Consider the following 25,118-nt stretch of genomic DNA (forward strand, 5'->3'; position numbering starts at 1 on the left):
CGATGCCAGCAAAGGGCGACGCTCCGGTGCTTCCGGGCGCGCGGGCGGTTGCGCGACACGTGCGCATCTCGCCGAACAAGGCGCGCCGGGTGGTCAACCTCGTCCGCGGTCTGCCCGCGAAGGAGGCGCTGACCGTCCTGCAGTTCGCGCCGCAGGCCGCCAGCGAGCAGGTCTACAAGGTGCTTGCCAGCGCCGTTGCGAACGCGGAGAACAACGAGCGGCTCGACCCCGACGCACTCCTCGTGAGCGAGGCGTTCGTCGACGAGGGTCCGACGCTCAAGCGGTTCCGTCCGCGGGCGCAGGGCCGGGCGTACCGGATCCGCAAGCGCACGAGTCACATCACTATCGCGGTCGAGGCGGTCCAGACGGCCCGCCCGGCGAAGAAGGCTTCGGCGAAGAAGGCCACTGCGGCCGCTGAGCCGGCTGCCGCCGAGTCCCAGAGCACGGAGGGTGCCGAGTAATGGGTCAGAAGGTTCACCCCACCGGGTTCCGCCTCGGCATCTCCACCGACTGGAAGAGCCGCTGGTTCGCGGACAAGCTCTACAAGGACTACATCGGCGAGGACGTCAAGATCCGTCGCATGATGTCCAAGGGCCTCGAGCGCGCCGGCATCTCCAAGGTGGACATCGAGCGGACCCGTGACCGGGTCCGGGTCGACATCCACACCGCCCGGCCGGGCATCGTCATCGGCCGTAAGGGCGCGGAGGCCGACCGGATCCGCGGCGAGCTCGAGAAGCTCACCGGCAAGCAGGTCCAGCTGAACATCCTCGAGGTCAAGAGCCCCGAGTCGGATGCGCAGCTGGTGGCCCAGGGCGTCGCTGAGCAGCTGTCCTCCCGGGTCAGCTTCCGCCGCGCGATGCGCAAGGCCATGCAGTCGGCCATGAAGAACCCGATCTGCAAGGGCATCCGGGTGCAGGTCTCCGGCCGCCTCGGTGGCGCGGAGATGAGCCGCACGGAGTTCTACCGTGAGGGTCGTGTTCCGCTGCACACGCTGCGGGCGAACATCGAGTACGGCTTCTTCGAGGCGCGTACCACGTTCGGCCGGATCGGCGTGAAGGTCTGGATCTACAAGGGCGACGCTGTTCCCGGCCGTGAGGCCGTGGCCGAGGCGCCGGCGCGTCCGCGCCGTGACCGCGCCGAGCGTCCCGAGCGTCCGCGCCGTGGTCGTTCCGGTTCGTCCGGCACGACGGCGGGCGGCACCGAGGCGGGTCGCGCTGCGGCCCAGTCCCGGTCCACCGCGGACGGCGACAACGCGAACGACGCCGCGGTTGCCGCGGCTCCGGCTCCGGCCGAAACGCAGCAGGAGGGCTGACACATGCTGATGCCGCGTAAGCCCCCAAAGGGCTTCCGTAAGCCGCACCACCCGGACCGCCACGGCGCGTCCAAGGGCGGCAACCGGGTCGTCTTCGGCGAGTTCGGTATCCAGGCGCTCGAGCCGGCGTACGTGACGAACCGGCAGATCGAGTCCGCTCGTATCGCCATGACCCGTCACATCAAGCGTGGCGGTAAGGTCTGGATCTCGATCTTCCCGGACCAGGCGCTGACCAAGAAGCCCGCTGAGACCCGCATGGGTTCCGGTAAGGGTTCTCCCGAGTGGTGGGTGGCGAACGTCAAGCCGGGCCGGATTCTCTTCGAGATGTCCTTCCCGAACGAGACGGTCGCGCGTGAGGCGATGCGCCGCGCGATCCACAAGCTCCCGATGAAGTGCCGCATCGTGACGCGCGAAGTGGGTGAAAGCTGATGGCAGCGGGCGTTAAGGCAGCCGAGCTGCGCGAGAGCTCCGACGAGGAGCTGGTCGCGAAGCTGCGGGAGGCCAAGGCGGAGCTGTTCAACCTTCGCGTGCAGCGCGCGACCGGGCAGCTCGACAATCACCGTCGACTGCAGGTCGTCCGCAAGGACATCGCGAAGATCTACACGATCATGCGTGAGCGCGAGCTGGGGCTCTCGGTTGCGCCGGATGAGGTGAGCGCATGAGTGAGAACACTGTCGCGCCGCGCGCCCAGCGCAAGACGCGTGAGGGTCTCGTGGTCAGCGACAAGATGGACAAGACCGTCGTCGTCGAGGTCGAGGACCGCGTCAAGCACGCGCTGTACGGCAAGGTCATCCGTCGTACCCGCAAGCTGAAGGTGCACGACGAGCAGAACGCCGCCGGCACCGGCGACCGGGTTTCGATCATGGAGACCCGCCCGCTCTCCGCCACCAAGCGGTGGCGGATCGTGGAGATCCTCGAAAAGGCCAAGTGAGTACGCTGGGCCGGTCACGGCCGGCCCAGCGGACCATCGTTCCGCCAAGCTTCGGTAGGTCACCGGAGAACTGGCAGACATAGGAGACAGACGTGATCCAGCAGGAGTCGCGACTGCGCGTCGCCGACAACACGGGTGCCCGGGAGATTCTGTGCATCCGCGTGCTCGGTGGCTCCGGTCGCCGTTACGCGAGCATCGGCGACGTCATCGTGGCCACGGTCAAGGACGCCATTCCGGGTGCCGGTGTGAAGAAGGGTGACGTCGTGAAGGCGGTCGTCGTCCGCACCGCCAAGGAGCGGCGTCGTCCGGACGGCTCGTACATCCAGTTCGACGAGAACGCCGCCGTCATCATCAAGGACGGCGGGGACCCCCGCGGTACCCGCATCTTCGGCCCGGTCGGGCGCGAGCTGCGCGACAAGCGGTTCATGAAGATCATCAGCCTGGCGCCGGAGGTGCTCTGACCGTGAAGATCAAGAAGGGCGACACGGTCGTCGTCATCGCCGGTAAGGACAAGGGCGCCAAGGGTAAGGTCATCGCGGCCTTCCCGACGCGGGACAAGGTCCTGGTCGAGGGCGTCAACCGCGTCAAGAAGCACGAACGCATCCGTACCACCCAGCGTGGTTCGAAGACCGGTGGCATCGTCACTCAGGAAGCCGCGATCCACATCTCCAACGTGCAGCTCCTGGACGACCAGGGGAAGCCGACCCGGGTCGGTTACCGGATCGACGAGAACGGCACGAAGGTCCGTATCGCGCGTACGACCGGTAAGGAACTCTGATGACTGCCGCCACTGAGACGAAGACGCTGCCGCGTCTGAAGAGCAAGTACCGCTCCGAGGTCGTCCAGGCGCTCCAGGAGCAGCACAAGTACGCCAACCCCATGCAGATCCCCGGCCTGGTCAAGGTCGTCGTGAACATGGGTGTCGGCGAGGCTGCCCGCGACGCCAAGCTGATCGACGGCGCGGTCCGCGACCTGACCACGATCACCGGGCAGAAGCCGCTGGTGCGGCGGGCGACCAAGTCGATCGCGCAGTTCAAGCTCCGCGAGGGCATGCCGATCGGCGCCAAGGTCACCCTGCGTGGCGACCGGATGTGGGAGTTCCTGGACCGGCTGCTGTCCATCTCGCTGCCGCGTATCCGTGACTTCCGTGGTCTCGACGGCCGCAAGCTGGACGGGCACGGCAACTACACGTTCGGCCTGACCGAGCAGTCGGTGTTCCACGAGATCGATCAGGACAAGATCGACCGTACGCGGGGCATGGACATCACGGTGGTCACGACCGCCACGACCGACGACGAGGGCCGGGCGCTGCTGAAGCTCCTGGGCTTCCCGTTCAAGGAGAACTGACAATGGCTAAGAAGGCGCTGATCATCAAGGCGGCCGCGAAGCCGAAGTTCGCCGTGCGCGCTTACACCCGCTGCCAGAAGTGCGGTCGCCCGCACTCGGTCTACCGCAAGTTCGGCCTGTGCCGCGTTTGCGTGCGGGACATGGCTCACCGTGGTGAGCTGCCCGGCGTGTCCAAGGCCTCCTGGTAACCGACTTAGTAATACCGCTTCGCCGTAGGCCCGCGTCCAACGTGGGAACCCCGGCGAGAAAGGTTGACGAATACCCATGACGATGACGGACCCGATCGCAGACATGCTGACGCGTCTGCGCAACGCCAACCAGGCGTACCACGACAAGGTGACCATGCCGTACTCGAAGATCAAGGCGAACATCGCCGAGGTCCTCAAGTCCGAGGGTTACATCGCGTCGTGGACGTCTGAGGAGCCCGAGGAGGGCGCGGTCGGCAAGCGTCTGGTCGTTGAGCTCAAGTACGGCCAGAACCGCGAGCGCAGCCTTGCCGGCATCAAGCGCGTCTCGAAGCCCGGCCTGCGGGTTTACGCCAAGTCCGACGAGCTGCCCCGCGTGCTCGGTGGTCTCGGTGTCGCGATCATTTCGACGTCCCAGGGACTGCTGACCGACAAGCAGGCCCGCAAGCGGAGTGTTGGCGGGGAAGTCCTCGCCTTCGTCTGGTAACTGGAGACTTTGACATGTCGCGAATCGGACGTAAGTCGATCCCGGTCCCGGCCGGCGTCGATGTCACCATCACGGGGCAGACCGTCAAGGTCAAGGGCCCCAAGGGCGAGCTCTCCCACCTCGTGGCCGAGCCGATCACCGTCGCCCAGGAGGGCGGCGAGCTGGTCGTCAACCGCCCCAACGACGAGCGCAAGGCCAAGGAACTGCACGGCCTCTCCCGGACGCTGGTCGCCAACATGATCGTCGGAGTGACCGAGGGCTACAAGAAGACCCTCGAGATCAACGGCACCGGTTACCGTGTCACCGCGAAGGGCAAGGACCTGGAGTTCGCTCTGGGCTTCTCGCACCCGGTGAACATCGTGCCGCCGGCGGGGATCACGTTCTCGGTGGAGAAGCCGACCCAGTTCACTGTGTCGGGCATCGACAAGCAGCTGGTCGGCGAGGTCGCCGCCAACATCCGGAAGATCCGCCCGCCGGAGCCCTACAAGGGCAAGGGCGTCAAGTACCAGGGCGAGGTCATCCGCCGCAAGGCTGGAAAGGCAGGTAAGAAGTGACCGCCACGCTGCTCAAGCGCCGCAATGGCGGCGGTGTCGCCTCCCGGCGGGCCGTTGGCAAGGCGCGTCGGCACTTCCGGGTCCGCAAGAACGTGCGCGGCACGGCCGAGCGTCCCCGCCTGGTCGTCACCCGGTCCACGCGGAACATCACCGCGCAGATCATCGACGACCTCAAGGGCCACACGCTGGCTTCGGCCTCGACCCTCGACACCACGATCCGGGGCACCGAGGGCGACAAGAGCTCGCAGGCAGGCAAGGTCGGCACGCTTCTCGCCGAGCGCGCCAAGGCCGCGGGTATTTCCAAGGTCGTCTTCGACCGCGGTGGCAACAAGTACGCGGGGCGGATCGCCGCGCTTGCCGATGCCGCTCGCGAAGCCGGACTCGAGTTCTAGGAGGATTGACCAATGCCTGGTCAGCAGCGCCGTGGCGGCGGGTCCGGCGGCAACAGCGAGGGTGGCGGCCGCCGCGACAACCGTCGCGAGGGCGGGCGCAACGCGCCCGTCGAGAAGACCCCGCACCTCGAGCGGGTCGTCGCGATCAACCGCGTCGCCAAGGTCGTCAAGGGTGGTCGTCGCTTCAGCTTCACCGCCCTGGTGATCGTCGGCGACGGTGACGGCACCGTCGGTGTCGGTTACGGAAAGGCCAAGGAGGTGCCCGCGGCCATCGCCAAGGGCGTCGAGGAGGCCAAGAAGCACTTCTTCAAGGTCCCGCGTATCGGTGCGACGATTCCGCACCCGATCACGGGTGAGGCTGCCGCGGGTGTCGTCCTGCTCAAGCCGGCGTCCGCTGGTACCGGTGTCATCGCCGGTGGTCCGGTGCGCGCCGTGCTGGAGTGCGCGGGCATCCACGACATCCTCTCGAAGAGCCTCGGCTCCTCGAACCCGATCAACATCGTGCACGCCACCGTGGCGGCGCTGAAGGGCCTCGAGTCCCCGGAGGCGGTTGCGGCTCGCCGTAGCCTCCCGGTCGAGGACGTGGCGCCGGCCGCGATGCTGGCGGCCCGTGCGGAAGCGGCGGTGCACTGATGGCGCGCTTGAAGGTCACCCAGATCCGGTCCGAGATCGGCCGTAAGCAGAACCAGCGGGACTCCCTGCGGTCGCTCGGGCTGAAGCGGATCAACGATGTGGTGGTCAAGGAGGACCGTCCCGAGATCCGGGGCATGATCTTCGCCGTGAACCACCTCGTCACTGTCGAGGAGGTCGAGTAATGGCGATCAAGATTCATGACCTGAAGCCGGCTCCCGGCGCCAAGACCAAGAAGACCCGCGTGGGTCGTGGTGAGGGCTCCAAGGGCAAGACGGCCGGTCGCGGTACCAAGGGCACCGGCGCCCGGAAGAACACTCCGGCGTCGTTCGAGGGTGGGCAGATGCCTATCCACATGCGCCTGCCGAAGATCAAGGGCCTGCGGAACCGCCCGCGCAACAAGGTCGTGTTCCAGGTCGTGAACCTGGACCGGCTCGCCGAGCTGTTCCCGAACGGTGGCGAGGTCGGCCCGTCCGAGCTCGTCCAGGCCGGCGCGGTTCGCAAGAACCAGCCGGTGAAAGTCCTGGGCTCGGGTGAGCTGGGCGGTGTGTCGCTGACCATCTCGGCGCACGCGTTCAGTGACTCGGCCAAGGAAAAGATCGCGGCCGCTGGTGGTTCCACCACCGAGCTGTGAGGCTTGCGGGGATGCTCGTCCGGACGCGTGTTCGGCGAGCATCCCCTTGTGCCGTTTGACCAGCACTTTTGTGATCGGTAGTAACGCAGTGCCTCGTGGACGGCTACCGTGGCTGACCACGACGGGACAAGACTGTTAGAGTCCGTTCCCAGCTAGGGATATCGGTCATCCGGGCCGATGCCTTCCCCCCGTACCGCTGACAGTGGCGGTCACCTCGCGCAGGAGGAAGAAGTTGCTCTCCGCCTTTTCGAGTGCGTTGCGGACGCCTGACCTGCGCAAGAAGTTGTTGTTCACGGTGGCGATCATTGCGCTCTACCGGCTCGGCGCAACCTTGCCCAGTCCGGGCGTGTCGTACACCAACGTGCAGGCCTGTCTCAAACTGACCGAGCAGTCGGGCAACCAGGTTCTGAACCTGTTGAACCTGTTCTCCGGCGGCGCTCTGCTCCAGCTATCGGTCTTCGCGCTCGGCATCATGCCTTACATCACGGCGTCGATCATCCTGCAGCTGCTCACCGTGGTCATCCCGCGGCTGGAGCAGCTCCGCAAGGAGGGTCAGTCCGGCCAGGCGAAGATCACCCAGTACACCCGGTACCTGACGCTGGGTCTGGCGATCCTGCAGTCCTCGGCGTTCGTCGCCCTGGCGCGCACCGGCCAGCTCTTCGGCGGCCTGTGCGACCAGGACAACCCGCAGTACCAGATCATCCCGGAGAACACCGGCGTCCCGATGTGGCTGACGCTGACCGTGCTGGTGATGACGATGACCGCCGGCACCGGCATGGTCATGTGGCTCGGCGAGCTGGTCACCGACCGCGGCGTCGGCAACGGCATGTCCGTCCTGATCTTCACCTCGATCGCGGCCCGCCTCCCCGGCGAGGGCTGGACGATCAAGCAGACCGCCGGCACCGCCAAGTTCCTCCTGGTGATCGCGCTGGTCCTGGTGATCATCGGCCTGGTGGTCTTCATCGAGCAGGCTCAGCGGCGCATCCCGGTGCAGTACGCGAAGCGCATGATCGGCCGCCGGATGTACGGGGGCACCTCGACCTACATCCCGCTGAAGGTGAACCAGGCGGGTGTCGTCCCGGTCATCTTCGCGTCGTCGCTGCTCTACCTGCCGCAGCTGTACTTGCAGTTCTTCGACAAGAACAACCTCAAGGGCTACCAGATCTGGATCCAGAACTGGCTGGCCGCGCCGACCAGCTGGGTCTACATCAGCGTCTACTTCCTGCTGATCATCTTCTTCACGTACTTCTACGTGTCGATCACGTTCAACCCGACTGAGGTCGCGGAGAACATGAAGAAGTACGGTGGTTTCGTGCCGGGTATCCGCCCGGGCAAGCCGACCGCCGACTACCTGGACTTCATCCTCAGCCGGATCACGCTCCCGGGCGCGCTCTACCTGGGTCTGATCTCGGTCCTGCCGAACTTCTTCTTCATCTGGCTGGACCAGCAGCAGTACCAGAACTTCCCGTTCGGTGGCACCGCTGTCCTGATCATGGTCGGTGTGGGTCTGGAGACGGTGAAGCAGATCGAGAGCCAGCTCATGCAGCGGAACTACGAAGGGTTCCTCCGGTAGTGGCTACGCGGGGCCGGGGGGCTCTGGCGTCAGCGGTTGGCGTGGTGTGGTGCGACCGAAGCGAGGCGATGTAGGTGCGGCTGGTACTGGTGGGCCCTCCGGGGGCCGGCAAGGGGACCCAGGCTGAGTTCATCGCCGCCCATCTCGCCGTACCGAAGATCTCGACCGGGGACATCTTCCGCGCGAACGTCTCGCAGGGCACCCCGCTCGGCGTCGAGGCCAAGCGCTACATGGACGCCGGGCAGCTGGTGCCGGACGAGGTGACCATCAACATGGTCCGCGACCGGCTCGCCGAGCCGGACGCCGGCGACGGGTTCCTGCTGGACGGGTTCCCGCGCACGGTGCCGCAGGCGAACGCGCTGGACAAGCTGCTGGCCGACCTGGGCACGGCGCTGGACCTGGTGATGGAGCTCGTGGTCGACGACGACGAGGTGATCCGGCGGCTCTCCGGCCGCCGGACCTGCCGGGGCTGCGGCAAGATCTGGCACGTCGAGTTCGACCCGACGAGCAAGGAGAACATCTGCGACCGCTGCGGGTCGGAGCTGTTCCAGCGGGACGACGACAAGGCCGAGACGATCGCCAACCGCCTGGTGGAGTATGCGGACAAGACCGCGCCGCTGGTGGACTACTACGGCGCTCAGGGCAAGCTCGTGGGCATCGACGCGACCGGCCCGGTCGAGGACGTCACCGTGCGCGCGATCGACGCCCTCCGGTCGTACGGAGGCTGAACATGCGTCGTCAGGAGCTGGACATCCAGCTGAAGACGCCGGAGCAGATCGGGAAGATGCGGGCGGCCGGCCTGGTCGTCCACGCCGCGCTGGAGGCGATGCGCGACGCGGTCGCTCCCGGCGTCTCTACGGGCGACCTCGACGCGATCGCCGAGAAGGTGATCCGCGACCACGGGGCCATCCCGTCGTTCAAGGGCTACCACGGCTTCCCGGCCTCGATCTGCGCGTCGAACAACGAGCAGGTCGTGCACGGCATCCCGGGCGCGGAGCAGATCCTCGTGGAGGGCGATCTGATCTCGCTGGACTGCGGCGCGATCCTGGACGGCTGGCACGGCGACTCGGCGATCACGGTCGGGGTCGGTGACACCGATCCGGCGCTGCTGCGGATGGCCGAGGTCGCCGAGGACGCGATGTGGGCCGGGATCGCCGCCGCGGCGCGGGGTGTGGCCAACGGGCGGGGCCGGCTCACCGACATCTCGTTCAACATCGAGAAGGTGATCCGCAAGGCCGGGCGGTACGGGATCGTCGACGGCTACGGCGGGCACGGCATCGGCACCGAGATGCACCAGGAGCCGCACGTGCTCAACCACGGCAAGCCGGGACGCGGCCCGCGGCTCGTCGCCGGCATGGCGCTGGCCATCGAGCCGATGATCACGATGGGCTCGCCGCGGACCGTGGAGCTCTCCGACGGCTGGACCGTGGTGACCCGTGACGGCTCACGCGCCGCGCACGTCGAGCACACCATGGCGCTCCTGGAGGACGGGGTGTGGGTCACCACCGCCCTGGACGGTGGAAAGGCCCGCCTGGGCGATCTGGTGACCGCGCGCGCCTGACTCAGGCCTGAGTGGACCGGGGTATCGAGGTTCGCGTACGCCTGGCATGCTGTGACCCATGGGACGCGAGGGAATGCGGGCCGGCGACAGTGATCGGCAGCGCGTCGCGGATCAGTTGAAGTCCGCGCTCGACGAGGGCCGGCTCGATCTGAACGAGTACGACGAGCGGGTCCAGCGTGCCTACAACGCCCGGACGTACGGCGATCTCGACGGACTTCTCGACGATCTGCCCGGCACGGTCCCGGAGCAGCATGCCCAGATGCAGCAGCACGCCCCGCCCCAGCCCGTGGCGCCGCCGCAGCAGGCCTGGAAGAAGGATTCCCACACCGGCCGGCACACCTTCGGCTCGGCGCTGACGGCCTTCCTGGTCTGCACGGTGATCTGGGCGATCTCGTCGTTCAGCTCCGGTCACGCGTACTATTTCTGGCCCGCCTGGGTGTTGATCCCGGTCGTGATCACCGCTGTCGGCGCGCTGACGGACCGCCGTCGCAACGACCGCTGACCGGCCGTGATCACCGCTCTCGGCGCGTGGCGGGCCGCCGTCGCAACGACCGCTGACCGGTCGTGATCACCGCGGCCGGCGCCTGGCGGACCGCTGTCGCCACGATCGCTGACCGGGCGTGACACGCCCGACTGCGGGTATCGGTGACCTCGGTTTGGCGTCACCGGGACGTGCGCGTAGACTGGCTTGCTGGCGCGCAGCGTCCACTCTTTCATGTCCTCAGCGCTTCGAGGAACGAGGGAGCCGCGGCTGGTCCGAGCCCCCCAAGAGGCTCGGGAACGACGTTGCACAGCCTGCCCCAGAACCCGATGTCAGGTAGCGGAGGACATGCCAAAGAAAGACGGAGCCATCGAGATCGAAGGCCGAGTGATCGAGCCCCTGCCGAACGCAATGTTCCGCGTGGAGCTCGCCAATGGTCACAAGGTCCTGGCACACATCTCCGGGAAGATGCGCCAGCACTACATCCGCATCCTTCCCGAGGACAGGGTCGTCGTCGAGCTCTCGCCGTACGACCTGACCCGTGGGCGCATCGTCTACCGCTACAAGTGAACTTTTCCGGCGCGGGTCGCAACCGCGCCGGAGATGATTCATTCGGGTCGCGGGGATTCCACATCCCGTCTGACTGAGAGTTAAGGCAAACCGTGAAGGTCAAGCCGAGCGTCAAGCGGATCTGCAACAACTGCCGGGTCATCCGGCGGCACGGCCGGGTCATGGTCATCTGCTCCACCGACCCGCGTCACAAGCAGCGCCAGGGCTGAGTAGACCCGCGCAGGATCCGCACCACTGAATAAGCGCGTCCCGGCCGTCGCACGACGGCTGTACCCCCGGTCGGAGGCCGGGGCCCGCCCGGGCAGGTGGGAAGGGACGGGCACAGACCTCCGCGACAACAACGAGGAGTACGCCCAGAAATGGCACGTCTCGTCGGCGTCGATCTTCCCCGCGAAAAGCGGATGGAGATCGCGCTCACCTACATCTTCGGGATCGGGCGCACCCGGTCCGTCGAAGCATTGACCGCTACGGCGATCGACCTGAACAAGCGCGCCAAGGACCTCACGGAAGAGGAGCTGCTCAAGCTCCGCGAATACATTGAGGCCAACTTCAAGGTTGAGGGCGACCTGCGCCGCGAGGTCGCCGCGGACATCCGCCGCAAGGTTGAGATCGGCTGCTACGCCGGCATCCGCCACCGCAAGGGCCTGCCCGTGCGAGGACAGCGGACCCGGACCAACGCTCGTACCCGCAAGGGCCCGAAGCGCACGGTCGCCGGTAAGAAGAAGCCCGGTCGGAAGTAATAGGAGCGCACTGACTTATGCCACCGAAGGCACGCGCAGGGGCCGCAGTCAAGAAGGTCCGGCGCAAGGAACGCAAGAACGTCGCCCACGGGCAGGCGCACATCAAGAGCACCTTCAACAACACCATCGTGTCGATCACCGACCCGACCGGTGCGGTCATCTCCTGGGCCTCGTCCGGCCAGGTGGGCTTCAAGGGCTCCCGCAAGTCGACTCCGTTCGCCGCTCAGCTGGCCGCCGAGGCCGCCGCGCGCCGGGCCATGGAGCACGGCATGCGCAAGGTCGACGTGTTCGTCAAGGGCCCCGGTTCCGGCCGGGAGACCGCCATCCGTTCGCTGCAGGCCGCTGGTCTCGAGGTCGGTCAGATCTCCGACGTGACCCCGCAGCCGCACAACGGTTGCCGTCCGCCGAAGCGTCGCCGGGTCTAAGGGAGAGATCGAAGCAATGGCTCGTTACGTTGGTGCGGACTGCAAGCGGTGCCGCCGCGAGAAGATGAAGCTGTTCCTGAAGGGCAGCAAGTGCGACGGGCCGAAGTGCCCGTTCGAGTCGCGTCCCTTCCCGCCCGGCCAGCACGGCCGTGGGCGGACCAAGGAGACCGAGTACCTGCTCCAGCACCGCGAGAAGCAGAAGGCCCGCCGCGTCTACGGCGTGCTGGAGAAGCAGTTCCGCGGTTACTACGAGGAGGCTGTCACCAAGCCCGGCAAGACCGGTGAGGTGCTGCTGCAGATCCTCGAGTCGCGTCTGGACAACGTCGTCTACCGGGCCGGCTACGCCGCGTCCCGTGACGCCGCCCGCCAGCTGGTCAAGCACGGCCACTTCCTGGTGAACGGCGTCAAGGTCGACATCCCGTCGTACCGGGTGAAGGAGCACGACATCGTCACGCTCCGCGAGAAGTCGAAGGAGCTCACGCCCTTCGTCGTCGCGCAGGCCCAGGCCGGTTCCCGGCCGGTGCCGGCGTGGCTCGAGCCCATCCCGAGCGAGATGAAGATCCTCGTTCACACGCTCCCGGCCCGCGCTGTCATCGACACGCAGGTCCAGGAGCAGCTGATCGTCGAGCTCTACTCCAAGTAACAAGTTGCCCGGCGTCCCCTGAAAAGGCGCCGGGCAAATCAGACGGCCATCAAATAGCGGTTGGCCTGACAGAAAGAAGAACAGCGTGCTCATCAGCCAGCGGCCCTCCCTCTCGGAGGAGTCGATCAGCGAGACCCGCTCCCGGTTCACCATCGAGCCGCTGGAGCCGGGCTTCGGCTACACCCTCGGTAACTCGCTCCGGCGCACCCTGCTGTCGTCCATCCCGGGCGCGGCGGTCACCAGCATCAAGGTCGACGGCGTGCTGCACGAGTTCACCACGATCCCCGGTGTCAAGGAGGACGTGGTCGAGCTGGTCATGAACGTCAAGGAGCTGACCGTCAGCTCGGAGCACGACGAGCCGGTCAGCATGTACCTGCGCAAGCAGGGACCGGGCGACGTGACCGCCGGCGACATCCAGCCCCCGGCCGGTGTCTCGGTGCACAACCCGGACCTGAAGCTGGCCACGCTGAACAGCAAGGGCCGGCTCGACATGGAGCTGACCGTCGAGCGCGGTCGTGGCTACGTCACGGCGGCGCAGAACAAGAGCGCGGGCGCGGAGATCGGCCGGATCCCGGTCGACTCGATCTACTCGCCGGTGCTCAAGGTCACCTACCGCGTCGAGGCGACCCGTGTCGAGCAGCGCACCGACTTCGACCGTCTGATCATCGACGTCGAGTCGAAGGCGTCCATCTCGCCGCGGACCGCGCTGGCCTCGGCCGGCTCGACCCTGGTCGAGCTCTTCGGCCTGTGCCGGGAACTGGACGAGACCGCCGAGGGTATCGACATCGGCCCGTCGCCGCAGGACGCGCAGCTCGCTGCCGACCTGGCTCTCCCGATTGAGGAGCTGGACCTCACCGTCCGGTCGTACAACTGCCTCAAGCGTGAGGGCATCAACTCGGTGGGCGAATTGATAGGGCGTACGGAGGCCGACCTTCTGGACATCCGGAACTTCGGCCAGAAGTCCATCGACGAGGTCAAGATGAAGCTCGCCGGTATGGGCCTGGGCCTGAAGGACAGCGCGCCGTCCTTCGACCCCGCGCACGTGGTCGACTCGTTCGGCGACGTGGACTACGACACCGACGACTACCGCGAGACCGAGCAGCTCTAAGAGCTCGGTTGCGCCACATTTCAAGGAGCATCTGAAATGCCCACGCCCACCAAGGGTGCCCGCCTCGGCGGCAGCCCGGCACACGAGAAGCTCATCCTGGCCAACCTGGCCACCGAGCTCTTCCGGCACGGGAAGATCAAGACCACCGAGACGAAGGCCAAGCGGCTCCGCCCGCTGGCTGAGCAGCTCATCACGAAGGCCAAGCGCGGCGACCTGCACGCCCGTCGCCGGGTCCTGGGCACCGTGAAGGACAAGGACGTCGTGTACGCCCTGTTCGAGCAGATCGCTCCGCGGTACACGGGCCGTCCCGGTGGCTACACCCGGATCACCAAGACCGGCCCCCGCAAGGGTGACGCCGCTCCGATGGCGATCATCGAGCTGGTCGAGGAGGCTCCGGTCGCGGCCACCACCGCGCCGGCCGCCAAGGCCGCCGCTCGCAAGGCCGTCGCGCAGCAGGACAAGCTCGAGGCCCTGGCCCCCGAGGAGACGGCTCCGGCCGTCGCCGACGACCAGGACGCCGAGCCTCCGGTGAGCGCGTCCGGTGACAAGGGTGCCGAGGGCCCCGGTGACAAGGCCGAGGGCGAAGACACCGACAAGGCCTGACCAGGCGTCGACGAGGGGCCCGGCATCCGAGAGGGTGCCGGGCCTTTCGCTTTCCGGAACGATCATTGTGTACGCGAGGAGCACGCCCCGAGATGACGGAAACGATCCGCCTGCGACTTGACGTCTCGTACGACGGCGCGGACTTCTCGGGCTGGGCGGCACAGCCGGGGCGCCGTACCGTCGCAGGGGTTCTGGTCGAGGCCCTGCATCGCATCCTCGGAGCCTCGGGCGCCGAGTGGCCACTGGGACTCACGGTGGCCGGGCGCACCGACGCCGGGGTGCACGCGACCGGGCAGGTGTGTCACATCGAGCTGCCGGTCGAGCGGTACGAGGAACTGGCCGGCTCGCTGCCGCGGCGGCTGAACGGGCTGATGCCGCCGGACGCCCGGGTCAAGGGCGTGGTGCCGGTCCCGGAGACGTTCGACGCGCGGTTCTCCGCCACGTTCCGGCGCTACGAGTACCGGGTCTGTGACGACGGCTGGGGGCCGGAGCCGCTGCGCCGCTTCGACACGATCGGCTGGCAGCGCCCGCTCGACCTGGACCGGCTCAACGCCGCGGCGGCCGGGCTGCTCGGCGAGCACGACTTCGCCGCGTTCTGCAAACGCAAGGAGCACGCCACCACGATCCGCGCGATCGCCCGGCTGGACTGGCGCCGCGAGGCGGACCGGACGCTGGTGGCGACAGTGCAGGCGGACGCGTTCTGCCAGGCGATGGTGCGCAGCCTGGTCGGCGCGATGCTCGCCGTCGGTGAGGGCCGCCGGGAGCCGGAGTGGCCGGCGAAGCTGCTCACCCTGCGGGAACGGTCCAGTGAGGTGACCGTCGCCCCGGCGCACGGCCTGACGCTGGTCGCGGTCGGCTACCCCGCGCAGGCGGAGTACGCGGCGCGCGCCGAGGCCACCCGCCGCTTGCGCGCCTGACCGCCCGCCGGCACCCGACACACCTGGCTCCGGCCGGCACCCGACACACCTGATCGCTCCGGCCGGCACGCGAGGTCGCCGCCGCTCCGGTCCGCCGCGCGGCGCACGCTTCGGGCTGGTGCTCATGGTTGTAATGAGGGACAGATAACAGCCATGAGCACCAGCCGGGACTGCGTGTCGCGCCGCCGCCGACAGCTGCGACCTCCTCGCGTGACGCGGTACGCCGGGCGCCCCTATCGAGCTAGGTGCGGTGGTCGAGGACCTGCTCGGTGAGGTAGGAGTCGAGGAGGGCGCTCGTGAGGCGGGGCAGGGCCGGGTCGCCGCTCGGGACCGGCTCGCCATCCGGGCCGGTGATCACGCAGTACAGCAGGTAGTGGCCGTGTGCGCGCCACCCGACCGGGGTGCCCGGCGGGATCTGTTCGCCGCCCATCCCGGTGAAGCTGCCGTCGTCGGACTCGACCAGGCGGCCGACCTGCTCGCCGACCGCCGCGGCGCTCTGCGAGTCGGCCAGGTTGAGGACGCCCGCGGTCAGCTGATGGCCGCTGTCGGTGGCGCTCAGCGCCGCGCGGATCGCCTGCGAGCATCCGTACGCCGAAATCGCGGAGCGCAGGTCCCCGGTGACCGCGACCGTGCAGTCGGCCTGGTCGGAGGTGCTTCTGACTCCGAAGCCGGCGAGGTCGGCGGGGAAGACCTCGGTGACCGTGAGCGGTCGTGGATCGCCGGCGCGCGTGGCGAGGCGACGGTCGGCGGCAGTGGGGCCCTCGCCCTCGTCGCCGACGATCAGGAACGCCGAGACCAGGCAGATGCCGAGCACGATCAGGGCGGCCAAGCCGCGGGTGAGAAGGGTCATGGCCGGTACGGCTCGCGCCGCGCGTGCCGCTGCGGACGGGCCCGGACCCGCTGCCGATGCTGGCCGGAGGATCTCGGGAACGGCACGGACGGCAGCGCGAGACCGGCTGCCGGGGCGGCGCGATGGGCGGAGCGCGTCGGGGTGGCGAAGCGCATGGGCACAAGTTAGGCGCGCACATCAGTCGATGAACGCACAGTTTGTCCGGCACCCGGTGGTTCGTGCGGCGTTGTGACGCGGGAAACTGACAGGGTGACCGCCGAGCATTACTTCAGCACCGACCCGGACGCCCCGATGCGCCGGAGTGAGATCGAGTTCAGCGTGGCCGGCCGGGATTACCGGCTCGCCGTGGCCTCCGGGGTGTTCTCCGCCGGGCGGCTCGACCCGGGCACCGCGGTGCTGCTGCGCAAGGCGGAGCTGCCCGGCGCCGGCGTCGAGGGGGATCTGCTCGACCTCGGTTGTGGGTATGGGCCGATCACCTGCGTGCTGGCCACCCAGGCGCCGCGCGCGACCGTCCACGCGATCGACGTGAACTCCCGCGCCCGTGAATTGACCAGCGAGAACGCGGCGACCCTCGGGCTGGGGGAGCGGGTCCGGGTGAGCGCTCCGGACGACGTGCCGGAAGGTGTGACGTTCGCGCAGATCTGGAGCAACCCGCCGACCCACGTCGGGAAGGCGGAGCTGTACGCGCTGATGGACCGCTGGCTGCCGCGGCTCGCGCCGGACGGGGTCGCCTGGCTGGTGATCAACCGGCACCTCGGAGGTGACTCGTTGCACAGCCGGCTCGCCGGGCAGGGCTGGGAGGTCGAGCGGATCGCCAGCCAGAAGGGGTTCCGGGTCCTGCGGGTCACCGGAAAACCGGCTGCCATCTGAGGCCCTGACCGGGCAGGATGCCGGGCATGGGTTACGTGGATGTCGCCGGTGTCGGTTTCGTGCTGCCCGACGGGCGGGAGCTGTTCACCGACGTGTCGTTCCGGGTCGGCGAGGGCGCCAAGGTCGCGCTGGTCGGGCCGAACGGGGCCGGCAAGACCACCCTGTTGCGGACGGTCGCCGGGGACATCCCGACGCAGAGCGGCACGGTCGCGCGCTCCGGCGGGGTGGGCGTGATGCGCCAGTTCATCGGCATGATCGGCGACGATCGGACGCTCGAGGACATGGCGTTGTCCCTGGTCGCGCCGCCGCTGCGGGAGGCCGGCGACCGGCTGGCGAAGGCCACGCAGGCGCTGGACGAGACCGAGAAGAGCCAGATCGCGTACGCGAATGCCCTGGCTCATTGGGGTGAAGCCGGCGGTTACGACGCGGAAGTGCTCTTCGACACGGTCGCGGTCTCGATCCTCGGCAAACCGTGGGACGAGGCGCGCAGCCGGGTCGTGCGCACGCTCTCCGGCGGCGAGCAGAAACGGTTCGCGCTGGATCTGCTGCTGCGCGGCAGCGACGAGGTGCTCCTGCTCGACGAGCCGGACAACTTCCTCGACGTGCCCGCCAAGCGCTGGCTGGAGCAGCGGATCCGCGAGTCGAACAAGTCGATCCTCTACATCTCGCACGACCGTGAGCTGCTGGCCCAGACCGCGGACCGGGTCGTCGCGGTCGAGGGCGGCGGCGCGTGGACCCATCCGGGCGGGTTCGCCTCCTGGCACGAGGCCCGCGCCAACCGGCACGAGCGGATGGAGGAGCTGCGCCGCCGCTGGGACGAGGAGCACGAGAAACTGCGTGAGCTGGTCTTCACGCTGAAGAACAAGGCCGCGTACAACGACGGCCTGGCCTCGCGTTATCAGGCCGCCCAGACGCGCCTGCGCAAGTTCGAGGAGGCCGGCCCGCCGCCGCTGCCGCCCAAGGAGCAGGCGGTCCGGATGAACCTGCGCGGCGGCCGCACCGGCAAACGCTCGGTGATCTGCGAGAGCCTGGAACTGGAAGATCTGACCTTCCCGTTCGACCTGGAGATCTGGTACGGCGATCGCGTCGCCGTCCTCGGGGCGAACGGCACCGGCAAGTCACACTTCCTGCGCCTGCTCGCGGCCGGCGGCAGCGAACCCGATGTGGAGCATCAGCCGGTCGACGGGGCGCCCCTCGCGCAGGTGAAGCACAACGGCGTGGCGCGGCTCGGCGCTCGGGTCCGGCCCGGGCACTTCTCGCAGACCCACGACCGCCCCGAGCTGATGGAGAAGACGCTCGTCGAGATCCTCTGGCGGGGTGACGAGCACCGCTCCGGGATGGACCGGGCCGGCTCGATGAAACACCTCAGCCGGTACGAGCTCTCGGCGCAGGGCGATCAGCGTTTCGGCACCCTCTCCGGCGGGCAGCAGGCGCGCTTCCTGGTGCTGCTGCTGGAACTTTCCGGGGCGACGCTGCTGCTGCTCGACGAGCCGACGGACAACCTGGACCTGGCCTCCGCGGAGGCGCTGGAGGAAGGGTTGAAGGCCTTCGACGGGACAGTGATAGCCGTCACCCACGACCGCTGGTTCACGCGATCCTTCGATCGGTTCGTGCTCTTCAGGAGCGACAACGAGGTTGTCGAGGTTCCGGAACCTGTGTGGGACGTCCGCTGACTCGGGAGTGAACAGGATCCGCTTCTGTGTCCTCCCGGGACTCGGTCCGCCGTCGTCCGCAAGAGTTGGAGCCGTCGGAAAAGCGAGTCCTAAGTCACCGGCGATGAACGCTAGCGTGAATCGTCACGGGCCGGTTATGGTCCGGTTACAAGAAACCCCACGGGAGTCCGGGCACCGGGCTGAGAGGGGGGCTGACGCGGCCCCCGACCGTAGAACCTGATCCGGGTAATGCCGGCGCAGGGAGGAGTGCGTCATGGACGCTTTGTCTTTTCCCCGGCTCCACGTCCTCACCGACGACCTCGAGGTCGTTCGCGGGGTGGCTCGCCCCGGCGTCGCGGTGCAGATCAGGGTCAAGAGCAACGACAGGGTGGCGTACGGCGTGACCGTCGCCGCCGTCGAGCTCTGTCGCGCGGCCGGAGCGATGTGCCTGGTCAACGATCGGATCGGGGTCGCGCTGGCAGCCGGGGCCGACGGCGTCCACCTGGGCGACGACGACCTGCCCGTGGACGCCGCGCGCCGGGTGCTCGGGCCGGATGCGGTTGTCGGGGCGACGTGCCGTACGCCGGAAGCCGCTCGTGCCGCCGTCGCGCAGGGTGCCTCGTACCTCGGAGTCGGGCCGGCCTTCACCTCGTCCACGAAGGACGGCCTGCCACCACCACTCGGGCCGGACCGGATCGCTGTCGTGGCGGCCGCGGTCCCGGGGACACCCGTGCTGGCGATCGGCGGGATCACCCTGTCGCACCTGCCACGATTCGCGGGGCGGGTGCACGGGATCGCCGCGATCGCCGCGTTCACCACCGACCCGTCGGGCGCGGCCGAGGCGTTCCTGACCGCTCTCGCCTCCCCTGCCACCCGGGAAGGGCTGTCGTGAGGGTCGGTGTCGTCGGCGGCGGGATCATCGGGCTCGCCGTCGGCGCGGAGTTGTTGCGCCGCGGGGCGGACGTCACCGTCTACGACCCCGCGCCGGACGGGACCGGCGGCGCCTGGCACGTCGCGGCCGGGATGCTCGCGCCGGGCGGCGAGTCGGTCTTCGAGTTCCCGCAGCTGGAGCGCCTGCTCCGAGCGTCGAACGAGTTGTGGCCGGAGTTCGCGGCGGGGCTCGGCGACGTCGGCTACGACGACGCGGGAACCCTCGGGGTGGCACTGACCGCCGACGACGTGGCCGAGATGGCGCGCGAGTGGAAACACCAGAAGCTCTCCCCGCTCACCGGCTCCCAGCTGCGCGATCGGGAACCCGCGCTGTCCCCCCGGATCCGGGCGGGCGCCTACTCGCCGGCCGAGCGTCAGGTCGACCCGCGCCGAGTGGTCAGAAGCCTGCGGCGGCAGTTGAACGGGCGCATCCGTCAGCGAGCCGTCGACGACGTGTCCGCCCTGGACGACGAGACGATCGTCGTGGCCGCCGGCTGCGGCACCGCCGACCTCACCGGGCTCCCGATCCGGCCCGTCAAAGGCCAGGTGCTGCGCCTGCGTGGCGAACCAGGCCTACTCACCCACGTCCTCGACGGCGCGGCCGACGGTCGGCACGTCTACCTCGTCCCGCGCGCCGACGGCGAGGTGGTCGTCGGCGCCACCCAGGAGGAGCGCACCGACCACCAGCCGACCGCCGGTGGCGTGCACGACCTGCTGCGCGCCGCGCTCGACCTGGTCCCCGGCCTCGCCGAGCACGAGCTCACCGAGATCACCGTCGGCCACCGCCCGGGCACCCCGGACAACGCGCCGATCATCGGCCACGTCAAGGACAACGTCTTCGTCGCCGCCGGTCACCACCGCAACGGGGTGCTGCTGACCCCGATCACCGCACGACTCGTCGCCGACCTGGTGCTCACCGGGACGGCCGACCCGATCATCGACGACTTCACCCCCGGGAGGTTCGGATGCGCCTGATCGTCAACGGACGGCATGAGACCCGGCCGGACACCTGCTCGGTGGCCGCGCTGGTCGCCGAGCTGACCGACGCGCATCGCGGGGTCGCGGTCGCGGTGAACGGTTCGGTCGTGCCGCGCTCCACGTGGGGCCAGGTCGACCTCGCCGACGGCGACGCGGTCGAGGTGCTGACCGCGGCCCAGGGAGGTTGACCATGACCATCGCTGAGAAGACGACAGAGGCGCCGGCCGTCCCGCTCCTGCCGGAGAACGGACTGATCCTCGGCACCGGCGGCGCGAACAGCCTCGCCGCCCTCGAAGAGGCCATCATCGCGTCGGAGACCGACCTGGTCACCGTCGCGCTGCGCCGGATCGAGGCGGCCGGGCCGGGCCTGCTGCCGATGCTGGAGCGGCTCAAGGTGCGGATCCTGCCGAACACGGCCGGCTGCTTCACCGCCGGCGACGCGATCAAGACAGCGCAGATGGCCCGCGAGGCGTTCGAGACCAACCTGATCAAACTCGAGGTCATCGGCGACGAACGGACCCTGCTGCCCGACGGCGTCGAGCTGCTCCGAGCCGCCGAAGCCCTGGTCGTGGACGGGTTCACGGTCCTGCCGTACACCACCGACGACCCGATCCTGGCCCGCCGCCTCGCCGACGCCGGATGCGCCGCCGTGATGCCGGCCGGCTCCCCGATCGGATCCGGCCTGGGCATTTCCAACCCGCACCACATCGAGCTGATCCGGCAGAACGTCGACGTGCCGGTGGTCCTCGACGCCGGCATCGGCACCGCCTCCGACGCGGCGCTCGCGATGGAACTGGGCTGCGACGCGGTGCTGGTGGCCAGCGCGATCACCCGGGCCGACACGCCCGCCGCGATGGCCACGGCGATGCGCCACGCGGTTGCCGCCGGTCGCCTCGCGCGGCAGGCCGGGCGGATCCCGCGACGCTTCCACGCGATCGCGTCCACCTCCGACGAGGGGATCCCGGTGTGGTGACGCCGGGCGGGCTCGTCGTCCTCACCGACCGGCGGTCCGCCGCCGGGCCGCTGGTGGAGACGATTGCCGCAGCGGTACGGGGTGGAGCCGCCTGGGTGATCCTCCGCGAGCGCGACCTCCCCGCGGAACAACGCGCCGGCCTGGCCGCGCAGTTGCGCGCCGTGGTGCCCGCGGGGCGGCTCATCGTGGCCGGTCCCGACCCGCTCGGCGGGGACGCGGTGCACCTGGCCGCCGCTGACTTGCGCCCGGCGGGAGTGGGGCTGGTCGGGCGCTCGTGGCACGGCACAGAGCCGCTGTCCGACGTGGACTATGTGACGTTGTCGCCGATTTACCCGACGTCGACCAAACCGGGATACGGACCGGCGCTCGGCGCTGTCCCGGCCGCGGCACTGGCCGGGGGTGTGCCTTGGCTGGCGCTGGGCGGGGTGGACTCGGCGGTGCGGGCGGCGGAATGCGCGGGGGCGGGGGCGGCGGGGATCGCGGTACTCGGGGCGATCATGCGGGCGGCTGAGCCGGAGCGGGTGGCTCGGGTGCTGGCTGAGGCGTTCGGGGCGGGGGTGTCCGCTGGGTCTGCGAGAGAGGCCACTGTGGATCTCCAACCCGGCTCACCACACTACCCACCCTCCCGAGGGGGGCCTCCACCCCGCCAGTATGACGAGAAAGCCCAAGATCGCGTTGGTGAGCTGTGGACAAGTCGCCAGTGTGGACAACCGCGCAGCGGCGATCGGCAGGTCAGCGCATGACCCCGCCGGTGGTGCTGACGATCGCGGGGTCGGATTCGGGTGGCGGAGCCGGGATCCAGGCGGACCTGAAGACGTTCGCCGCCCTGGGCGCCTACGGGACGTCGGTGATCACGGCTGTCACGGCGCAGAACACGCTCGGCGTGACCGCGATCCACCCGGTTCCGGCCGAGATCGTGGCCGCTCAGCTCGACGCCGTGCTGACCGATCTGCCGGTGGCCGCGGTCAAGGTCGGGATGATCGCGGATCCGGCTGTCGCGAGGGTGATCGCCGAACGCGCCCCGGATCTGCCGAACCTGGTCGTGGACCCGGTGCTGGTGTCGACCTCCGGCAGCCGGCTCGGGGAGGCCGCGGTGGTCGCGGTGCTCATGCCGTACGCACAAGTCGTGACGCCGAATCGGCAGGAGGCCGCAGCCCTCGTCGGACAGGATGCCGGGACCACCTCGGAGATGGCCGCGGCAGCGGCCCGGCTGGCAGCGATGGGGCCGCGCGCCGTGGTGGTGACCGGCAGCGAGCTCGCGGTCGACGTGCTCTGGCACGGCGGCGTCGTCACCGAACTGCACGGGGAGTCCGTGCCTACGCGGAACAACCACGGGTCCGGGTGCACGTTCTCGTCGGCGATCGCGGTGCGGCTGGCCATGGGTGATGCCGTGCCGGACGCGATCGCGGCGGCGAAGGAGTACGTGACCGGCGCGCTGCGCGGCGGCGCGGAGTGGAAGCTGGGCGCCGGGCCCGGTCCGCTCGACCACTTCTGGAACTAGCAAGTCCGTTGAGGCTCCGGCGGAGGCACTGTGCTGCCATCGGCCGCCGGTTTTGTACCTATCTGGGAGGAATCATGAGGCGCAAGGTCTACGTGGAGGGCTCCCGTCCGGAGATCCGGGTGCCGTTCACCGAGGTGGTGCTGACCGGCGACAACCCGTCGGTCCGGCTCTACGACACGTCCGGGCCGGGCAGCGAGCCCACGGTCGGGCTGCCGCCGCTGCGCAAGCCGTGGTGGGACGGGCGGACGCAGCTCGCCGCGGCGCGCGCCGGCGACATCACGCCGGAGATGGAGTTCGTCGCGGTCCGCGAGGGCGTCGACCCCGAGGTGGTACGCGACGAGATCGCGGCCGGCCGCGCGGTGCTCCCGGTCAACCGCAACCACCCCGAGTCCGAGCCGATGATCATCGGGTCGAAGTTCCTGGTGAAGGTCAACGCGAACATCGGCACCTCGGCGGTCACCTCGTCGGTCGCCGAGGAGGTGGAGAAGCTCACCTGGGCGACCCGGTGGGGCGCCGACACCGTAATGGACCTCTCCACCGGGCCGCGGATCCACGAGACCCGTGAGTCGATCATGCGGAACTCGCCGGTGCCGATCGGGACCGTGCCGATCTACCAGGCCCTCGAGAAGGTCAACGGCGACCCGCTCAAGCTCTCCTGGGAACTGTTCCGGGAGACCGTGATCGAGCAGGCCGAGCAGGGCGTCGACTACATGACGATCCACGCCGGGGTGCTCCTGGAATACGTGCCGCTGGCCGCCGAGCGGGTCACCGGCATCGTGTCGCGCGGCGGGTCCATCATGGCGGCGTGGTGCCTGGCCGGACACCGGCAGAACTTCCTCTACGAGCACTTCCGTGAGCTGTGCGAGATCTTCCGGCAGTACGACATCACGTTCTCGCTCGGCGACGGCCTGCGCCCCGGATCGATCGCCGACGCCAACGACGAGGCGCAGTTCGCCGAGCTGCGGACCCTGGGCGAATTGACGCACATCGCCTGGGAGTACGACGTACAGGTGATGGTCGAAGGTCCCGGTCACGTGCCGATGCACAAGATCAAGGAAAACGTGGACCTGCAGCAGGAGCTGTGCGCCGGGGCGCCGTTCTACACCCTCGGGCCGCTGGCCACCGACATCGCGCCGGCCTACGACCACATCACGTCCGCGATCGGCGCCGCGATGATCGGCATGTTCGGCACCGCGATGCTCTGCTACGTCACCCCGAAGGAGCACCTCGGCCTGCCGAACAAGGAGGACGTCAAGGCCGGGATGATCGCCTACAAGATCGCGGCGCACGCGGCCGACCTCGCCAAAGGCCACCCCGGCGCGCAGGCGTGGGACGACGCGCTGTCGCACGCCCGGTTCGACTTCCGGTGGGAGGACCAGTTCGAGCTGGCCCTCGACCCGGAGACGGCCCGGGCGTACCACGACGAGACGCTGCCGGCGGCGCCCGCCAAGACCGCGCACTTCTGCTCGATGTGCGGGCCCAAGTTCTGCTCGATGAAGATCAGCCACGAGCTGCGAGCGGCCGGGATGAAGGCGAAGTCGACCGAGTTCGTCGACGCCGGTGGGCGGGTCTACCTCCCGGTGACCTCCTAGTCCTTCATCGTGCTAGCCCTTCTTCGGGCTAGTCCTTCTTCGGGAGGAAGTCGAAGACCGGGTCGCGCGAGGCGGTGCGTTTCGCCACGCGCTCCTTGCGGGCCCGGTCAGCGGCGGCCTGATCCTCCTCTGCCTTGCGGGCGATGGCTTCTTCCAGGGCTACGTTGCGCTCGGCCAACTCCTCGGCTGCCTTTCGTTCCGTGGCGAGAACTTCCGCCGCTTTCTCTTGCTCGATGGTTTCCTCCACCGGCGTCCTGCGCTCGGCGGGAGGTTCGGGAGCCGCCTTGCGCCTGGTCGCGGTGGGGCGCTTGGGCGCGGCCTCCGCTTCGGCGGCCGGAGGAACGGCGACGGCCTTGCGGGCGCGCGGCTTGCGGCGGGCCGCCTGCTTCCGAGGCCCGGGTGCGCTTTCCGGCTCCTGCTCTTCTTCCCGTACGGCCGGTGCCGCGCCCGTGGCCACCTCCGGCGCCGCCTCGTCGGCGGCCTCGGGGCTCGTCGCCGCCGGGGGTTCCGGTGCCGGGGTCGCCGGCTTCGCCTCGAGCTCGGGCACCGGCTTGACGCGGGGTTTGCGGGGGCGGCGGGCCGGCTGGGTCCGTGCCGCCGGGGTTTCCGTGACCGTCTGGGCCGCCTTGTCCGGGGCGGGCCCGGCGGCGGCGATCTCCGGCTCAGCGGGCTGCTCGGC

37 protein-coding genes, 2 pseudogenes and 1 riboswitch are annotated in these 25,118 nt (G+C 69.1%); of the genes and pseudogenes, 36 read left to right on the forward strand and 3 right to left on the reverse strand.

The window, feature by feature from the left end:
• Positions 1-2: 2 nt before the first annotated feature.
• The 27 genes from rplV (at position 3) to truA (ending at position 15,093) form a co-directional block, all read left to right on the forward strand.
• On the forward strand, positions 3-461 hold the full coding sequence (gene rplV, locus Acy02nite_RS09400; RefSeq protein WP_203739465.1) for a 50S ribosomal protein L22: 459 nt from the start codon (positions 3-5) through the stop codon (positions 459-461).
• Complete coding sequence (gene rpsC, locus Acy02nite_RS09405; protein ID WP_014687762.1) at positions 461-1,312, forward strand: 30S ribosomal protein S3; 852 nt, start codon at positions 461-463, stop codon at positions 1,310-1,312. Before rplV ends, rpsC begins: the two co-directional genes overlap by 1 nt.
• 3 nt (positions 1,313-1,315) lie before the next feature.
• Positions 1,316-1,741, forward strand: coding sequence for a 50S ribosomal protein L16 (gene rplP / locus Acy02nite_RS09410; RefSeq protein ID WP_014687763.1), 426 nt, complete (start codon positions 1,316-1,318; stop codon positions 1,739-1,741).
• Positions 1,741-1,974, forward strand: coding sequence for a 50S ribosomal protein L29 (gene rpmC / locus Acy02nite_RS09415; protein ID WP_203739467.1), 234 nt, complete (start codon positions 1,741-1,743; stop codon positions 1,972-1,974). The genes rplP and rpmC overlap by 1 nt, the downstream gene beginning before the upstream one ends.
• The gene (gene rpsQ / locus Acy02nite_RS09420; RefSeq protein WP_203739476.1) at positions 1,971-2,243 is read left to right on the forward strand and encodes a 30S ribosomal protein S17; all 273 of its coding nucleotides are present in this window, start codon (positions 1,971-1,973) and stop codon (positions 2,241-2,243) included. Before rpmC ends, rpsQ begins: the two co-directional genes overlap by 4 nt.
• Positions 2,244-2,335: 92 nt before the next feature.
• Positions 2,336-2,704, forward strand: coding sequence for a 50S ribosomal protein L14 (gene rplN / locus Acy02nite_RS09425; RefSeq protein ID WP_203739477.1), 369 nt, complete (start codon positions 2,336-2,338; stop codon positions 2,702-2,704).
• Positions 2,701-3,021 (forward strand): 50S ribosomal protein L24, encoded by a 321-nt coding sequence (gene rplX, locus Acy02nite_RS09430; RefSeq protein WP_203739545.1) that lies wholly within the window; start codon positions 2,701-2,703, stop codon positions 3,019-3,021. Before rplN ends, rplX begins: the two co-directional genes overlap by 4 nt.
• On the forward strand, positions 3,021-3,590 hold the full coding sequence (gene rplE, locus Acy02nite_RS09435; RefSeq protein WP_203739479.1) for a 50S ribosomal protein L5: 570 nt from the start codon (positions 3,021-3,023) through the stop codon (positions 3,588-3,590). Before rplX ends, rplE begins: the two co-directional genes overlap by 1 nt.
• A gap of 2 nt (positions 3,591-3,592) precedes the next feature.
• Entirely contained in the window at positions 3,593-3,778 is a 186-nt protein-coding gene (locus tag Acy02nite_RS09440) for a type Z 30S ribosomal protein S14 (protein WP_014440734.1), read from the forward strand.
• A gap of 76 nt (positions 3,779-3,854) precedes the next feature.
• Complete coding sequence (rpsH, locus tag Acy02nite_RS09445) at positions 3,855-4,262, forward strand: 30S ribosomal protein S8 (RefSeq protein ID WP_203739481.1); 408 nt, start codon at positions 3,855-3,857, stop codon at positions 4,260-4,262.
• A gap of 14 nt (positions 4,263-4,276) precedes the next feature.
• Positions 4,277-4,816 carry a 50S ribosomal protein L6 gene (rplF, locus tag Acy02nite_RS09450; RefSeq protein WP_203739483.1) on the forward strand — a complete coding sequence of 180 codons (540 nt, stop codon included), beginning with the start codon at positions 4,277-4,279 and terminating at the stop codon, positions 4,814-4,816.
• Entirely contained in the window at positions 4,813-5,208 is a 396-nt protein-coding gene (gene rplR / locus Acy02nite_RS09455) for a 50S ribosomal protein L18 (protein ID WP_425548160.1), read from the forward strand. Before rplF ends, rplR begins: the two co-directional genes overlap by 4 nt.
• Before the next feature lie 12 nt (positions 5,209-5,220).
• Complete coding sequence (gene rpsE / locus Acy02nite_RS09460) at positions 5,221-5,841, forward strand: 30S ribosomal protein S5 (protein ID WP_189329200.1); 621 nt, start codon at positions 5,221-5,223, stop codon at positions 5,839-5,841.
• Positions 5,841-6,023, forward strand: a complete 183-nt coding sequence (gene rpmD, locus Acy02nite_RS09465; protein WP_014687772.1) for a 50S ribosomal protein L30 — start codon at positions 5,841-5,843, stop codon at positions 6,021-6,023. The genes rpsE and rpmD overlap by 1 nt, the downstream gene beginning before the upstream one ends.
• A complete protein-coding gene (gene rplO / locus Acy02nite_RS09470; protein ID WP_203739485.1) occupies positions 6,023-6,472 on the forward strand; it encodes a 50S ribosomal protein L15 in 450 nt (149 codons plus the stop codon). The genes rpmD and rplO overlap by 1 nt, the downstream gene beginning before the upstream one ends.
• 232 nt (positions 6,473-6,704) lie before the next feature.
• Complete coding sequence (secY, locus tag Acy02nite_RS09475) at positions 6,705-8,045, forward strand: preprotein translocase subunit SecY (protein WP_203739487.1); 1,341 nt, start codon at positions 6,705-6,707, stop codon at positions 8,043-8,045.
• Between the two features lie 74 nt (positions 8,046-8,119).
• Positions 8,120-8,773 (forward strand): adenylate kinase, encoded by a 654-nt coding sequence (locus Acy02nite_RS09480; RefSeq protein WP_203739488.1) that lies wholly within the window; start codon positions 8,120-8,122, stop codon positions 8,771-8,773.
• Between the two features lie 2 nt (positions 8,774-8,775).
• Entirely contained in the window at positions 8,776-9,606 is an 831-nt protein-coding gene (gene map / locus Acy02nite_RS09485) for a type I methionyl aminopeptidase (RefSeq protein WP_203739490.1), read from the forward strand.
• Between the two features lie 73 nt (positions 9,607-9,679).
• Entirely contained in the window at positions 9,680-10,108 is a 429-nt protein-coding gene (locus Acy02nite_RS09490; RefSeq protein ID WP_203739549.1) for a DUF1707 SHOCT-like domain-containing protein, read from the forward strand.
• Positions 10,109-10,435: 327 nt separating this feature from the next.
• Positions 10,436-10,657: a translation initiation factor IF-1 gene (gene infA, locus Acy02nite_RS09495; RefSeq protein ID WP_007073013.1), complete on the forward strand. Its 222-nt coding sequence runs from the start codon at positions 10,436-10,438 to the stop codon at positions 10,655-10,657.
• Between the two features lie 92 nt (positions 10,658-10,749).
• A complete protein-coding gene (gene rpmJ / locus Acy02nite_RS09500) occupies positions 10,750-10,866 on the forward strand; it encodes a 50S ribosomal protein L36 (protein ID WP_014440745.1) in 117 nt (38 codons plus the stop codon).
• 150 nt (positions 10,867-11,016) lie between these two features.
• A complete protein-coding gene (rpsM, locus tag Acy02nite_RS09505) occupies positions 11,017-11,397 on the forward strand; it encodes a 30S ribosomal protein S13 (protein WP_014687779.1) in 381 nt (126 codons plus the stop codon).
• 17 nt (positions 11,398-11,414) lie between these two features.
• Positions 11,415-11,822, forward strand: coding sequence for a 30S ribosomal protein S11 (rpsK, locus tag Acy02nite_RS09510; protein ID WP_014440747.1), 408 nt, complete (start codon positions 11,415-11,417; stop codon positions 11,820-11,822).
• A 16-nt stretch (positions 11,823-11,838) separates the two neighbouring features.
• Positions 11,839-12,465, forward strand: a complete 627-nt coding sequence (gene rpsD / locus Acy02nite_RS09515) for a 30S ribosomal protein S4 (protein ID WP_203739498.1) — start codon at positions 11,839-11,841, stop codon at positions 12,463-12,465.
• A gap of 85 nt (positions 12,466-12,550) precedes the next feature.
• Positions 12,551-13,573 carry a DNA-directed RNA polymerase subunit alpha gene (locus tag Acy02nite_RS09520; protein WP_203739500.1) on the forward strand — a complete coding sequence of 341 codons (1,023 nt, stop codon included), beginning with the start codon at positions 12,551-12,553 and terminating at the stop codon, positions 13,571-13,573.
• 36 nt (positions 13,574-13,609) lie between these two features.
• Positions 13,610-14,176 carry a 50S ribosomal protein L17 gene (gene rplQ / locus Acy02nite_RS09525; RefSeq protein ID WP_203739501.1) on the forward strand — a complete coding sequence of 189 codons (567 nt, stop codon included), beginning with the start codon at positions 13,610-13,612 and terminating at the stop codon, positions 14,174-14,176.
• 92 nt (positions 14,177-14,268) lie between these two features.
• Positions 14,269-15,093: a tRNA pseudouridine(38-40) synthase TruA gene (truA, locus tag Acy02nite_RS09530; RefSeq protein ID WP_203739503.1), complete on the forward strand. Its 825-nt coding sequence runs from the start codon at positions 14,269-14,271 to the stop codon at positions 15,091-15,093.
• 241 nt (positions 15,094-15,334) lie between these two features.
• Here the strand turns inward: truA and Acy02nite_RS09535 are convergent, their stop codons facing one another.
• Both Acy02nite_RS09535 and Acy02nite_RS09540 read right to left on the reverse strand, forming a co-directional pair.
• Entirely contained in the window at positions 15,335-15,943 is a 609-nt protein-coding gene (locus Acy02nite_RS09535; RefSeq protein ID WP_203739504.1) for a hypothetical protein, read from the reverse strand.
• Positions 15,940-16,098, reverse strand: a complete 159-nt coding sequence (locus Acy02nite_RS09540) for a hypothetical protein (protein WP_203739506.1) — start codon at positions 16,096-16,098, stop codon at positions 15,940-15,942. Before Acy02nite_RS09540 ends, Acy02nite_RS09535 begins: the two co-directional genes overlap by 4 nt.
• Positions 16,099-16,192: 94 nt before the next feature.
• On the opposite strand from Acy02nite_RS09540, the gene Acy02nite_RS09545 reads away from it, so the two are divergent.
• The 9 genes and pseudogenes from Acy02nite_RS09545 (at position 16,193) to thiC (ending at position 24,439) form a co-directional block, all read left to right on the forward strand.
• The gene (locus Acy02nite_RS09545; RefSeq protein WP_203739508.1) at positions 16,193-16,813 is read left to right on the forward strand and encodes a class I SAM-dependent methyltransferase; all 621 of its coding nucleotides are present in this window, start codon (positions 16,193-16,195) and stop codon (positions 16,811-16,813) included.
• Between the two features lie 26 nt (positions 16,814-16,839).
• Entirely contained in the window at positions 16,840-18,486 is a 1,647-nt protein-coding gene (locus tag Acy02nite_RS09550) for an ABC-F family ATP-binding cassette domain-containing protein (protein WP_203739509.1), read from the forward strand.
• Between the two features lie 149 nt (positions 18,487-18,635).
• Positions 18,636-18,746: riboswitch (TPP riboswitch) on the forward strand.
• Positions 18,740-19,357, forward strand: a complete 618-nt coding sequence (locus Acy02nite_RS09555) for a thiamine phosphate synthase (protein ID WP_203739511.1) — start codon at positions 18,740-18,742, stop codon at positions 19,355-19,357. (Overlaps the previous riboswitch by 7 nt.)
• The gene (thiO, locus tag Acy02nite_RS09560) at positions 19,354-20,370 is read left to right on the forward strand and encodes a glycine oxidase ThiO (RefSeq protein WP_203739513.1); all 1,017 of its coding nucleotides are present in this window, start codon (positions 19,354-19,356) and stop codon (positions 20,368-20,370) included. The genes Acy02nite_RS09555 and thiO overlap by 4 nt, the downstream gene beginning before the upstream one ends.
• Complete coding sequence (gene thiS, locus Acy02nite_RS09565) at positions 20,361-20,561, forward strand: sulfur carrier protein ThiS (RefSeq protein ID WP_203739515.1); 201 nt, start codon at positions 20,361-20,363, stop codon at positions 20,559-20,561. Before thiO ends, thiS begins: the two co-directional genes overlap by 10 nt.
• 2 nt (positions 20,562-20,563) lie before the next feature.
• Positions 20,564-21,346 (forward strand): thiazole synthase, encoded by a 783-nt coding sequence (locus Acy02nite_RS09570; RefSeq protein ID WP_203739516.1) that lies wholly within the window; start codon positions 20,564-20,566, stop codon positions 21,344-21,346.
• Positions 21,340-21,921: pseudogene (locus Acy02nite_RS09575) on the forward strand (thiamine phosphate synthase); the annotation flags it as partial. The gene Acy02nite_RS09570 and the pseudogene Acy02nite_RS09575, both read left to right, overlap by 7 nt.
• Positions 21,922-22,085: 164 nt before the next feature.
• Positions 22,086-22,847, forward strand: coding sequence for a bifunctional hydroxymethylpyrimidine kinase/phosphomethylpyrimidine kinase (gene thiD / locus Acy02nite_RS09580; RefSeq protein ID WP_203739523.1), 762 nt, complete (start codon positions 22,086-22,088; stop codon positions 22,845-22,847).
• A gap of 74 nt (positions 22,848-22,921) precedes the next feature.
• Positions 22,922-24,439: a phosphomethylpyrimidine synthase ThiC gene (gene thiC, locus Acy02nite_RS09585; RefSeq protein ID WP_203739524.1), complete on the forward strand. Its 1,518-nt coding sequence runs from the start codon at positions 22,922-22,924 to the stop codon at positions 24,437-24,439.
• 28 nt (positions 24,440-24,467) lie between these two features.
• Here the strand turns inward: thiC and Acy02nite_RS09590 are convergent.
• Positions 24,468-25,118, reverse strand: a pseudogene (locus Acy02nite_RS09590) (hypothetical protein); the annotation flags it as partial.

Origin of the sequence: Actinoplanes cyaneus, from assembly GCF_016862095.1 — a bacterium.
Lineage (GTDB): Bacteria > Actinomycetota > Actinomycetes > Mycobacteriales > Micromonosporaceae > Actinoplanes > Actinoplanes cyaneus.

What these genes read in the sequence shown, in the direction of transcription:
- rplV (WP_203739465.1), top strand. Translation starts at nt 3, where the DNA reads ATGCCAGCAAAGGGCGACGCTCCGGTGCTTCCGGGCGCGCGGGCGGTT.
- rpsC (WP_014687762.1), top strand. Translation starts at nt 461, where the DNA reads ATGGGTCAGAAGGTTCACCCCACCGGGTTCCGCCTCGGCATCTCCACC.
- rplP (WP_014687763.1), top strand. Translation starts at nt 1,316, where the DNA reads ATGCTGATGCCGCGTAAGCCCCCAAAGGGCTTCCGTAAGCCGCACCAC.
- rpmC (WP_203739467.1), top strand. Translation starts at nt 1,741, where the DNA reads ATGGCAGCGGGCGTTAAGGCAGCCGAGCTGCGCGAGAGCTCCGACGAG.
- rpsQ (WP_203739476.1), top strand. Translation starts at nt 1,971, where the DNA reads ATGAGTGAGAACACTGTCGCGCCGCGCGCCCAGCGCAAGACGCGTGAG.
- rplE (WP_203739479.1), top strand. Translation starts at nt 3,021, where the DNA reads ATGACTGCCGCCACTGAGACGAAGACGCTGCCGCGTCTGAAGAGCAAG.
- Acy02nite_RS09440 (WP_014440734.1), top strand. Translation starts at nt 3,593, where the DNA reads ATGGCTAAGAAGGCGCTGATCATCAAGGCGGCCGCGAAGCCGAAGTTC.
- rpsH (WP_203739481.1), top strand. Translation starts at nt 3,855, where the DNA reads ATGACGATGACGGACCCGATCGCAGACATGCTGACGCGTCTGCGCAAC.
- rplF (WP_203739483.1), top strand. Translation starts at nt 4,277, where the DNA reads ATGTCGCGAATCGGACGTAAGTCGATCCCGGTCCCGGCCGGCGTCGAT.
- rpsE (WP_189329200.1), top strand. Translation starts at nt 5,221, where the DNA reads ATGCCTGGTCAGCAGCGCCGTGGCGGCGGGTCCGGCGGCAACAGCGAG.
- rpmD (WP_014687772.1), top strand. Translation starts at nt 5,841, where the DNA reads ATGGCGCGCTTGAAGGTCACCCAGATCCGGTCCGAGATCGGCCGTAAG.
- rplO (WP_203739485.1), top strand. Translation starts at nt 6,023, where the DNA reads ATGGCGATCAAGATTCATGACCTGAAGCCGGCTCCCGGCGCCAAGACC.
- map (WP_203739490.1), top strand. Translation starts at nt 8,776, where the DNA reads ATGCGTCGTCAGGAGCTGGACATCCAGCTGAAGACGCCGGAGCAGATC.
- Acy02nite_RS09490 (WP_203739549.1), top strand. Translation starts at nt 9,680, where the DNA reads ATGCGGGCCGGCGACAGTGATCGGCAGCGCGTCGCGGATCAGTTGAAG.
- infA (WP_007073013.1), top strand. Translation starts at nt 10,436, where the DNA reads ATGCCAAAGAAAGACGGAGCCATCGAGATCGAAGGCCGAGTGATCGAG.
- rpsM (WP_014687779.1), top strand. Translation starts at nt 11,017, where the DNA reads ATGGCACGTCTCGTCGGCGTCGATCTTCCCCGCGAAAAGCGGATGGAG.
- rpsK (WP_014440747.1), top strand. Translation starts at nt 11,415, where the DNA reads ATGCCACCGAAGGCACGCGCAGGGGCCGCAGTCAAGAAGGTCCGGCGC.
- rpsD (WP_203739498.1), top strand. Translation starts at nt 11,839, where the DNA reads ATGGCTCGTTACGTTGGTGCGGACTGCAAGCGGTGCCGCCGCGAGAAG.
- rplQ (WP_203739501.1), top strand. Translation starts at nt 13,610, where the DNA reads ATGCCCACGCCCACCAAGGGTGCCCGCCTCGGCGGCAGCCCGGCACAC.
- truA (WP_203739503.1), top strand. Translation starts at nt 14,269, where the DNA reads ATGACGGAAACGATCCGCCTGCGACTTGACGTCTCGTACGACGGCGCG.
- Acy02nite_RS09535 (WP_203739504.1), bottom strand. Translation starts at nt 15,943, where the DNA reads ATGACCCTTCTCACCCGCGGCTTGGCCGCCCTGATCGTGCTCGGCATC.
- Acy02nite_RS09540 (WP_203739506.1), bottom strand. Translation starts at nt 16,098, where the DNA reads ATGCGCTTCGCCACCCCGACGCGCTCCGCCCATCGCGCCGCCCCGGCA.
- Acy02nite_RS09550 (WP_203739509.1), top strand. Translation starts at nt 16,840, where the DNA reads ATGGGTTACGTGGATGTCGCCGGTGTCGGTTTCGTGCTGCCCGACGGG.
- Acy02nite_RS09555 (WP_203739511.1), top strand. Translation starts at nt 18,740, where the DNA reads ATGGACGCTTTGTCTTTTCCCCGGCTCCACGTCCTCACCGACGACCTC.
- thiS (WP_203739515.1), top strand. Translation starts at nt 20,361, where the DNA reads ATGCGCCTGATCGTCAACGGACGGCATGAGACCCGGCCGGACACCTGC.
- Acy02nite_RS09570 (WP_203739516.1), top strand. Translation starts at nt 20,564, where the DNA reads ATGACCATCGCTGAGAAGACGACAGAGGCGCCGGCCGTCCCGCTCCTG.
- thiD (WP_203739523.1), top strand. Translation starts at nt 22,086, where the DNA reads ATGACCCCGCCGGTGGTGCTGACGATCGCGGGGTCGGATTCGGGTGGC.
- thiC (WP_203739524.1), top strand. Translation starts at nt 22,922, where the DNA reads ATGAGGCGCAAGGTCTACGTGGAGGGCTCCCGTCCGGAGATCCGGGTG.